This is a genomic window from Paraburkholderia franconis (genome assembly GCF_009362735.1).
GTDB classification, from domain to species: Bacteria; Pseudomonadota; Gammaproteobacteria; order Burkholderiales; family Burkholderiaceae; genus Paraburkholderia; species Paraburkholderia franconis.
Genome location: NZ_WHNP01000148.1, coordinates 1 through 7827 on the forward strand (window position 1 = coordinate 1; position 7827 = coordinate 7827).

General features: G+C 61.1%; 8 protein-coding genes and 1 pseudogene. 4 read left to right on the top strand and 5 right to left on the bottom strand.

All coding sequences use genetic code 11. The annotated features are described in order from the left end of the window. Both GCT13_RS46110 and GCT13_RS46115 read right to left on the bottom strand, forming a co-directional pair. On the bottom strand, nt 1–1880 hold a 1880-nt coding region (locus tag GCT13_RS46110), incomplete at its 3' end, for a thioredoxin domain-containing protein (RefSeq protein WP_152768263.1). A 185-nt stretch (nt 1881–2065) separates the two neighbouring features. Continuing rightward, the gene (locus tag GCT13_RS46115) at nt 2066–2608 is read right to left on the bottom strand and encodes an arsenate reductase ArsC (protein WP_152768264.1); all 543 of its coding nucleotides are present in this window, start codon (nt 2606–2608) and stop codon (nt 2066–2068) included. Nucleotides 2609–3097: 489 nt separating this feature from the next. Here GCT13_RS46115 and GCT13_RS46120 point away from each other — a divergent pair, with 489 nt between their 5' ends. Continuing rightward, a complete protein-coding gene (locus tag GCT13_RS46120; RefSeq protein WP_152768265.1) occupies nt 3098–3547 on the top strand; it encodes an SET domain-containing protein in 450 nt (149 codons plus the stop codon). A 237-nt stretch (nt 3548–3784) separates the two neighbouring features. Here the strand turns inward: GCT13_RS46120 and GCT13_RS46125 are convergent, their stop codons facing one another. The 3 genes from GCT13_RS46125 to GCT13_RS46135 all read right to left on the bottom strand — a co-directional run bounded on the left by GCT13_RS46125 (nt 3785) and on the right by GCT13_RS46135 (nt 5281). Next, the gene (locus GCT13_RS46125; RefSeq protein WP_152768266.1) at nt 3785–4105 is read right to left on the bottom strand and encodes a DUF4148 domain-containing protein; all 321 of its coding nucleotides are present in this window, start codon (nt 4103–4105) and stop codon (nt 3785–3787) included. 51 nt (nt 4106–4156) lie between these two features. Next, nucleotides 4157–4402: a DUF4148 domain-containing protein gene (locus tag GCT13_RS46130; protein WP_152768267.1), complete on the bottom strand. Its 246-nt coding sequence runs from the start codon at nt 4400–4402 to the stop codon at nt 4157–4159. 141 nt (nt 4403–4543) lie between these two features. After that, nucleotides 4544–5281 carry a hypothetical protein gene (locus GCT13_RS46135; RefSeq protein WP_152768268.1) on the bottom strand — a complete coding sequence of 246 codons (738 nt, stop codon included), beginning with the start codon at nt 5279–5281 and terminating at the stop codon, nt 4544–4546. 633 nt (nt 5282–5914) lie between these two features. Here GCT13_RS46135 and GCT13_RS46145 point away from each other — a divergent pair. The 3 genes and pseudogenes from GCT13_RS46145 to GCT13_RS46155 form a co-directional block, all read left to right on the top strand. Further along, on the top strand, nt 5915–6859 hold the full coding sequence (locus GCT13_RS46145; protein WP_152768270.1) for a metallophosphoesterase family protein: 945 nt from the start codon (nt 5915–5917) through the stop codon (nt 6857–6859). 96 nt (nt 6860–6955) lie between these two features. Beyond that, nucleotides 6956–7246 (top strand): cupredoxin domain-containing protein, encoded by a 291-nt coding sequence (locus GCT13_RS46150; RefSeq protein WP_227747380.1) that lies wholly within the window; start codon nt 6956–6958, stop codon nt 7244–7246. A 397-nt stretch (nt 7247–7643) separates the two neighbouring features. Then, nucleotides 7644–7827: pseudogene (locus tag GCT13_RS46155) on the top strand (IS256 family transposase); the annotation flags it as partial.

Here is a 7827-nt window from a genome sequence, read left to right on the forward strand (position 1 = left end):
CGGCCGATCGGCACGTCTTCTGCAAAAGCCAGCACGCGCGCGGGGAGGTATGCCCGGTGAACGCTGGTTGCAAGTGCTGTGGCCGCCGATTTCTCGCCGGCCAGGACGATCTCGAACGGGCCGCGCTGCACGAAGTCCCGCGCGGCCATGAGGTGCGCGAAAGCGGACGGTGCTCTGCCAGCTGCGGACTCGTATCTCTGGATTTCATGCTCGGCGCGGTCGATGTAAAGATCGTGGTTGGTGAGTGCATGCAGACGCAAGAAGGCAAATACGCTGGATGAGATGCCCGACGGCGACGCGCTATCGTAGGGGGCACGGGGCCTGTGCACCAATGGCTCGCCATCGCAGGGTGTGAAATACAGCCCGTCGTCCCAGAACTTGTCGAGGATGAGTGTCGCGAGTTCGATCGCACGATCGAGGTAGCGCCTCTCGAAGCAGGATTCGTAGAGGTCGAGCAGCGCATTACAGAGAAAGGCGTAGTCCTCGAGGAAGCCCGGCACCTTCGCTACGCCGTCCCTCCAGGCCCGGAATACGCCTCCGTCGGCAAGTGTCAGTTCATTCTGGATAAAGGCGGCCGCACGCTTTGCCGCGCTGAGATACCCGGAGACACCCGTCGCCTGGAAAGCGGCACAGAGTCCCGCGATCATCAGACCGTTCCACCCGGTGAGAATGTTATCGTCCCGCGCCGGGCGCACACGTCGGGCGCGCGCCGCCAGCAACCGGTCGCGCCAGCCCGCGAGCTGCGGTTCTTCCAGCGCGTCCAGCCCGACCGCACGGTGGAGCACCGTGGCGCCGTGCTCGAAATTGCCGCGTTCTGTCACACCGTAGGCCTGGCACGCCAGTGCCCCTTCGGACTCGCCAAGGACTGCCTTGATCTCGGCGGGTCTCCAGCAATAGAACTTGCCTTCCCGGCCTTCGCTGTCGGCATCTTCGCTGGCATAGAAGCCACCTTCGGGATGCGTCATGTCGCGCAGAATATAGGCGAGGGTCTCCTCGAAGATGCGGCGCCATGTCGGCTTGCCGGTCAGACGGTAGGCATCCGCGTACAGCTTCACAAGCTGTCCATTGTCATAGAGCATTTTCTCGAAGTGCGGCACGGCCCAATGCGCGTCAACGCTATAGCGGGCAAACCCGCCGCCGAGCTGGTCATAGATGCCGCCCGCCGCCATGCGGTCGAGTGTGCGTTCCAGTGCGTCAAGCAGCGCGGGTTCGCGGCTTCGTTCATAGACGCGCAGCATGAGGTCGTAACAGCTTGGATTGGGGAACTTGGGCGCGCCGCCGAGCCCCCCATGAGCCGGATCCGTGTTCCGTGCCAACGCGTGGGCTGTCTGTGCAGACAGATCTTCGACATCGGCGGTTGGCCCGCCCTGGTGTGCCTGATCGAGCTGCCGGAAGCCCTGCTGAATCTGCGCAATGGTGTCCCGCAGTTCATCTTGCCGATGCCGCCAGGCTTCACTCAGGGTTATCAACACGCGCGCGAACCCGGGGCGGCCATAGCGGTCGTCCGGCGGGAAATAGGTGCCGCCGAAGAACGGCTCTCCCTGTGGCGTGAGGAACACGGTAAGCGGCCAGCCGCCTCCTTGTCCCATCATCTGGCTGACCTGCTGGTAAATTTCATCGATGTCGGGACGCTCCTGCCGATCCACCTTGATGCTGACATAGCGCTCATTCATCAGGCTGGCGATGCGCGGATTCTCGAAGGATTCGTGCGCCATGACGTGGCACCAGTGGCACGCGGCGTAGCCCACCGAGAGAACGATCGGCTTGTTCTCCTCGCGTGCGCGGTGAAATGCCGTTTCGCCCCACGCATACCAGTCGACCGGGTTGTCCGCATGCTGGCGGAGATAAGGCGAGGATTCTGCAGCGAGCCGGTTTGTCATGTCGGTCTCCGTCCGGGCGCACGCACCAGCGCTCATGGTCAATTCGTGCAGATTCGCGCGCCCTGCAAGGGCGCGGCCAACTGCGCCGCCCTCATCGAACCGTCCGGTTCATCGACCACCATGGCACCAGGTCGGCCATAGCCGTCACCAGAGGGCCAGGCAATCGGAATTGCTCTTCGAAAGCTCTAGCCTCGCGTCGACATCCCGGATGTGCCGATGGCCGTGACGTCGATGTCGCCAATCCGTCGCAACTCGGCGCGAATGGCGGCGTCATCGAGTCCGTCCAGCGGTAGCTCGACGAACGCCTCGACCCTGCATCGAATCTGCTGGTACACCTGTTCGAATGCAGCACGCCTGCTTTCATCCGGGCCCTCCACAGCGGCGGGGTCGGAGAAGCTCCAGTGTGCTGATGCGGGATGGCCGGGCCACAATGGGCATACCTCTCCAGCGGCCTGATCGCACACGGTAATAACGAAGTCCATGAGGGGTGCGCTCGGTTCGGATATGGCGAACTCGTCCCACGATTTGCTGCGCAGATTGGCCAGGTCGTACCCAGTCTTGCGTACCTGTTCGATGGCAAAAGGATTGATCTTTCCGATCGGATTACTTCCTGCGCTGTAGGTGCAAAACCGACCTTTCCCCAGTGTGGCGAGAAGCGCCTCTGCCATCACGCTGCGCGCCGAGTTGCCGGTGCAAAGAAAGAGCACGTTATACGTCAGGTCATTCATGAACGGCTCCCTGAAGAAACGGTCGAGAACGTCGTCAGAGGGGTGCGGTCCGCGCGTATCRATCTGTCAGTCTAATCCTGTCACGCGCGGTGCGGGGGAACGCGGTGATCAACGATGAAATCAACGACCGGGTCGATATGGCGGTCTTGCAAACCCTCGAATGACGCGTGCCCATCGGACCTGATCTGCCGTAAATCGCATCGACGCAGCGCTGACGCGCACCGCCGGCGGCCGCTACGGGGCATGCGTCGCGCCGCCCACCCGTGAGACTTTGGAAAAGGCATCGCTGCGTTTYCCATACCGTGCGCGCCCATCCACCCATCGTTCTTCTGACCGGGTTCTGGCGAACCTGGGCTGGAAATGTGTCAGCGGCTGACGGTTGCGAGCCAAACAACGTGACTCGTTGAACACCGGCGACGACAGCGATATGCTTCGCACCTTGACGGAAATGAAGAAGACCGACAGACGTTACGGAAGGAAAACCACACAATGCGACTGCGACGCATCACAGCACGACGTTCGTCTGTGCATGGCAAGGGACTCTTTGCACTGCTGCCCATCGGCGCCGGCGAGCGGCTCATCGAGTACAAGGGTGAAGTAACCAGCTGGCGGCGGGCAGCCGCGCGTCAGCGATCGGAGGTGGGACACACATTCGTCTTCGGCCTTTCCAGCGGACGCGTGATCGACGGCAGTCGCGGCGGAAACAGCGCCCGCTTCATGAACCACGCGTGTACACCCAACTGTGAAGCAATCGAGACGGGCGATCGCGTATTCATTCATGCAATCACCGCCATCCAGCCCGGCGAAGAGCTGTTCATTGATTACGGCCTAACGGTCGCCGGCGAGATCACCGATGACATCCGGGAGCAGTATGCGTGTCATTGCGGCGCTCCCGCCTGCCGTCGGTCGATGCTCGGCGGCAGAGCTACGTCACTTTGACCACAGCGAACCAGCGGGTGAACGCCGCCGACGGATGACCGCTCTTGCTAACCGACCGCGCATGGCACGTGCGAGCAACCTGTCAGCGGATGCCTGATGTCGCTGCACGTCCTTCTCGACGAAGATCTGCAAGGCGTCACGGTAATCGGAAGAAAGCGCTATAACTATGCAGCGTCGCGTCGGCTATCGCCTCCATGCGAGCGCCTTGTACGCGGAGTATTGACCACCGTCTGCATCTCAAGGCGCCGGCGTCGCCTGTCCGTTTCCGCCCGCGCTCATCGCCGCGTCTCTTTCCGCTCGATGCTTCGCGGCAACCTTCTCTTCCGCGGCCTGAATATCGGCGGGGTACGAACCATCGTCACCCTGCGACGGGTTATAACCCGCCGCCTCCAGTTCTTCGAGTTCGTGCATGACTTCCGCGCGGGTGCGTTGCTGGGTGGCAGGCTCCGGCATGGTCTGCGCATCAACGCTCACTGTACCGGCCATCAGCATGGTGCCTGCGATCACGAAGCTGCGTAGCGGCGGTAAAACGCACCCGGCCATCGAATCCGATTTCATGTGGTACTCCTTTTACCTCGGGAGGTATTTGCAAAATGGAATGGCTGGCGTTCAATGCGCCTTGTCGTCTGGGAGAGAAGCGTTCTGCCGCGCGAGATGTTCACGCTTCATACGTGCGACCTGCCCCGCGTAGATCGGATTGACATCCGGATAGGAGGTTTCGGTCACAAAGTTCAGACCGTTTTGCTGTGCTTCGATCAGCTCCTGATAGACTTCGGCGCGGGTCTTGCCTTGAGAAAACGCATTCGACGTTGCGAGAGTCGCCAGCGAAAAGACGATCACGATAGATTTAATCATTTCATACTCCTTAGTTAATGTTTCAGTGTTGCGCGATGCGCATCGTGTAGACGCCGCTTCGTCGCGGGATATTCCCGATCTTGGTCAAACAGGACGTCGGCCGATTCATCCTCGCGTGCGGCCGTGTCGTATCGGCATTCATCACCTGTTCTGCAATCTTCGACGTTCAAGGCCGTTGCGCAACTGGCCTGCGACGAACGCGCTAATGATCACGGACAGATAAAGGATGACGAGATGGTGACGCCAGGCATCAAGGGCGAGTTGGTGCGAAACCAGTTTCGGATCGGGGGGCGGAAGCATAGGGCTCTTCGCCTCGACGGCTTGCATCATCCGGATAAAGCCTCCTGCGGACAGCAGTGGCAACAGGACGACGAGTGCCAGCAGCGCGGGCTTCACGCGGCGCGCCGACGGATGATGGCGCAACCGGAACCACAGCCCGAGGCATCCGTGTATCCAGCCAGGCGCGAGCAGTGCAAGTTGCAGGCCCTGCGTGCCGCTGGTAAGCAGCACGGTGACGACGCGCTCGTAATCAGGCTCGAAGCCATAGAGCGAGGAGGCGAGCCGGGTTGTCACCGCGTGGCGGATCAGCAGCAGCGGCAGGCTGAGGCCTGCCCAGAGGCGGAGCCATTCGGTGGGCGGCAGCGCCCAGTGGCGGCGCCCGTATATCGTGCGCACCGCCAATGCAAAATGCAGCAAAGCTGCACCGTACAGCGCGATCGTTCCAGGGGCGCTACGCCAGAGCCGGAGCGCCACAACGAGACCGCGTCCGGCAAGGTCCAGTGACCAGATGCCGAGCGCGTGATTGGTCAGGTGGAGGAAAAGATAGGTCAGCAGCACCATGCCCGACCCGAGTTGAAACCCGCGCAGAACGGATTGCATCTGAACCCTCGATTCACGGTGTGGTGTGTGCACCGGGGGCGTCTCTTATTTCACACTCTGTTGAGTGTCGCGCGACATGCGTTGAGCAGACGCGTTTCTTGCGCGGGAGGTCCCGGCACCTTCGATAGCACACCGGCGCATCCTGCCAGACGGGTTAGCCGCCGTCGAACAGCGCGAGGTCAAGTCGCTCTGATTCGCTGCGGACTGACATACTGTTTCGGCAAATCGCAGTAACGCGGATACCGAACCGCATACGCTCTGGTATTCCTCGCTGCCTATTCTGCCGTCGAGGACAACTGTCAATCCCGATGCACGGGCCATGTCGATGATGTCCATCGTGGTCACCCAGTTCGTGTGTCCCGCCTGCAATACCGTGAGCACGCGACGGTTATTCCCTGATTCGACGAGATCCCCGAGAGGGTAAGGTAATGTGAGGGGCGCCCGCGCTCGAGATCCGTAAGCACGTTGCAGCAGCGCGGTGAAGGATGAGTGGCCTGTTGTGCGCCAGCGGTGAGATTTCCGATCGCGGAATAAAACGGTCGGCGCGCCAGTTTAGCGTTCGAAGCCAGCCGCGGAGGTCCACCGGATGATCCGGCGGTCGACCTCCTGCTGAACCTTAGTCGAGAGGACACCATGTCATCAGATCTTCCTTCCAATCCGTCGCGCCGCAGCGCATTGAAATGCCTGGCCTACGGTGGCGCGGGCACCCTGTTCGTCCTGACCGGTGGTGTCGTCACGCCAGTGCAATTGGCCTTCGCCGCCAGTACGAAGGACGAGTCCGCGGCCGCGGGCGTTCCCCTGTTCCTGCAGATCAGCGACACGCATATCGGCTTCAACAAGGAAGCGAATCCGGATGTCGCGGGTACGCTGAGGCAGACGATTGACTTCGTTGACGCCATGCCGGTCAAGCCGGCCCTGACGATTCACACGGGCGATATCACCCATCTCTCGCGGCCCGCAGAGTTCGACCTTGCGGCCCAATTGCTGGCGGGGCTGAACATCACCGAGTTGCACACCGTGCCCGGAGAGCATGATGTGACAGACGGGCCTGGAACCGAATACTTCAACCGCTTCGGCCAGGCCTCGGACAACAAGGGCTATTACAGCTTCGACCACAGTGGTGTGCACTTCATCGGGCTCGTCAACGTGATGCATTTCAAGCCAAATGGTCTGGGGAGCCTGGGCGACGACCAGCTTTCCTGGCTGGAGAACGATCTGAAGGGGCGTTCGTCCAGCACGCCGATCGTTGTGTTTGCACACATGCCGATGTGGACGATTTACGAACCGTGGGGTTGGGGCACCGGCGATGCAGGCCTGGCGATGAGCTATCTGAAGCGGTTTGGTTCGGTGACAGTCCTGAATGGACATATCCATCAGATCGTTTCCAGGGTGGAGGGGAATGTCACCTTCCATACAGCGCGCTCGACCGCCTATCCACAACCAACGGCCGGCAATGGCCCCGGACCCATGCCGCTAACGGTGTCGAATGATCAGCTCCCGAGGATGCTTGGCGTGACCAGCATCAAGATCTCGCGCCATCCACTCAAGGCGACGCTTGCAGACACGACGCTCGCCTGATTCCAGACACCCCTTGCTCACTCATCCAGGATCCCAATCATGCTTTCCACTTTCTTTCGTCGCGCATGTGTCGGCTCTATCGGGGGCGGGATGCTCATGGCCGCATTGGCTTGCGGGTCGACTGTCGCGCATGCGCAGGAAGCCAATGCCGTTGTTATCAAGAATTTCATGTTTTCGCCGATGTCCCTCACGGTCAAGGTCGGCTCGACCGTGACGTGGAAGAATCTGGATGGCGAACCGCATACGATCGTCAACGATGCCGGCATATTCCGCTCCGCCGCGCTTGATCAGAACGATACATATCAATTCACGTTCGACAAGCCGGGGGTCTACAAGGTGTTCTGCGGCATACACCCGAACATGAAAGAGACCATCACGGTGCAGTAGGAGACGGTCACCAATCCGTGAGATGGCCGGAAACTGAACTGCGCGGACCGTTCTTGACAGCGGAAACGCCCTGCCGTTCGGGTACGATCCGGCCTTTTCCGACTACGCCCCGCCACCGTGGATCGCCGATATGTATCGTTGCGTCGTGAGCATTGCGCGCGGTGGCTCCGGCTACTGGCCGCCGCCGGCAGCACCAAAGCCAGACTTCTTTTCAGCAACACGCTGCGCCGCCTTCGCCACCCCACGCGACGCGGCATCGCGCTGACGCTCACAGAGAGACCTGGGCAATGTCCCGGGCGTAGTTGAAGGTTGAAGGCGGCGGTTCCCCGTTGGAAATCCGAGAGAATCGGGTTTCGACGACCAACTTCCCGGACAGGGGACCAAGGAGAACCGCCAAATGAAGCGTACCAAGAAGAAGCCCCAAAGCGCCAGCGCGCCGTTGCACGTGGTGCCCAAGCAGGACCCGGACGGGCTGCGCGCCTGTTTTGCCGAGAACAGTCAGCTCCTGTTGCCCATGCTCGATCTGATTCAGAACACCCGCGCCAGCATCGACGAGTTAATGCACGAAGCCGGCCGTAGCC

What these genes read in the sequence shown, in the direction of transcription:
- GCT13_RS46115 (WP_152768264.1), bottom strand. Translation starts at nt 2,608, where the DNA reads ATGAATGACCTGACGTATAACGTGCTCTTTCTTTGCACCGGCAACTCG.
- GCT13_RS46120 (WP_152768265.1), top strand. Translation starts at nt 3,098, where the DNA reads ATGCGACTGCGACGCATCACAGCACGACGTTCGTCTGTGCATGGCAAG.
- GCT13_RS46125 (WP_152768266.1), bottom strand. Translation starts at nt 4,105, where the DNA reads ATGAAATCGGATTCGATGGCCGGGTGCGTTTTACCGCCGCTACGCAGC.
- GCT13_RS46130 (WP_152768267.1), bottom strand. Translation starts at nt 4,402, where the DNA reads ATGATTAAATCTATCGTGATCGTCTTTTCGCTGGCGACTCTCGCAACG.
- GCT13_RS46135 (WP_152768268.1), bottom strand. Translation starts at nt 5,281, where the DNA reads ATGCAATCCGTTCTGCGCGGGTTTCAACTCGGGTCGGGCATGGTGCTG.
- GCT13_RS46145 (WP_152768270.1), top strand. Translation starts at nt 5,915, where the DNA reads ATGTCATCAGATCTTCCTTCCAATCCGTCGCGCCGCAGCGCATTGAAA.
- GCT13_RS46150 (WP_227747380.1), top strand. Translation starts at nt 6,956, where the DNA reads ATGGCCGCATTGGCTTGCGGGTCGACTGTCGCGCATGCGCAGGAAGCC.